Origin of the sequence: Mesorhizobium sp. M7A.F.Ca.US.006.04.2.1, assembly GCF_004022915.1 — a bacterium.
Taxonomy (GTDB): domain Bacteria; phylum Pseudomonadota; class Alphaproteobacteria; order Rhizobiales; family Rhizobiaceae; genus Mesorhizobium; species Mesorhizobium ciceri.
On sequence record NZ_RZQA01001396.1, the window covers coordinates 1 to 936 of the forward strand.

At 59.3% G+C, this 936-nt stretch carries 2 protein-coding genes; both read right to left on the reverse strand.

Annotated features, from left to right (window positions below):
• Positions 1–372 (reverse strand): response regulator transcription factor (locus EN925_RS37580; protein ID WP_164894750.1); only part of this gene is annotated, 372 nt, incomplete at its 3' end.
• 89 nt (positions 373–461) lie between these two features.
• Positions 462–936 (reverse strand): response regulator (locus tag EN925_RS37585; protein ID WP_245487455.1); only part of this gene is annotated, 475 nt, incomplete at its 5' end.

Genomic DNA, 936 nt, shown 5'->3' on the forward strand with positions numbered 1-936 from the left:
CTCGCCGGCCGCTACGTTGCGCAGGATGTCAGCGAGCCCGCGCGACCCTACGCCTTTGAGGACATAGCCGCGCACCCCTGCATTCAGAGCCTTAGTTACATCGGCATTGGCCTCCGATACGGTCAACATGACAATCTTCTGGGTGGGGTAGCTGGCGAGGATGCTCTCAACCGCCGCGAGGCCGCCGCCCGGCAAAGAGATGTCGAGCAGCAATATGTCGGGTCGCACCGTAGAGGCGAGGCGTTCGGCATCCTGCGCCGTGGCGCCCGCGCCAACCATCTCGAAGCCTCCGATCTCTGACAGGCTGCGCATCACGCCTTCGCGAAAGAGTGGATGATCTTCGACAACAGCGATGCGAATGGCGCCGACCATGCTTGCTCCCCTCAACAGCGTGCGCTGAAAACGTTATTGAACTTGCTGATGGATTTTAGGTTCCGCTCATAAACCAAAAAATGCCCGCTCTACGGAGAGGGTTCGCCGCCGTTCGACGCCGTTGGGTGTTGCTGATTGAGCAGTGTGGACAACGCCGTAATGATCTGGGGAGGGAAGAACGGCTTGACGATCATCACGCTGTCTGGGACGCCTTCAGAGCCCCAGGAAATAGCACCATCGCCGCTGATGTAGACCACAGGTAGGGTTGGATTGCTTCGCCTTACATGCCTGGCTACTTCCCACCCAGTTTCTCCCGAGCCGAGACGGATGTCCGTAAGGAGGCCGGCGAACTTGTTTGGATCCTCATCAAACGCCTTTACGGCGGCTTCGGCACTCGGCACTCCTACGACGAGAAAGCCCGCGTCCTGCAAAGCTGTTTCAAGGTCGAGCAGGATCAAGAGCTCGTCTTCGACGACCAGAATAGCGCTTTCGCTCATGAACCACCCTCCCGGCCGCCACAACGGCGCGATTGAGTGTTGGTTCCACCGATCAACGGGGTGGGAC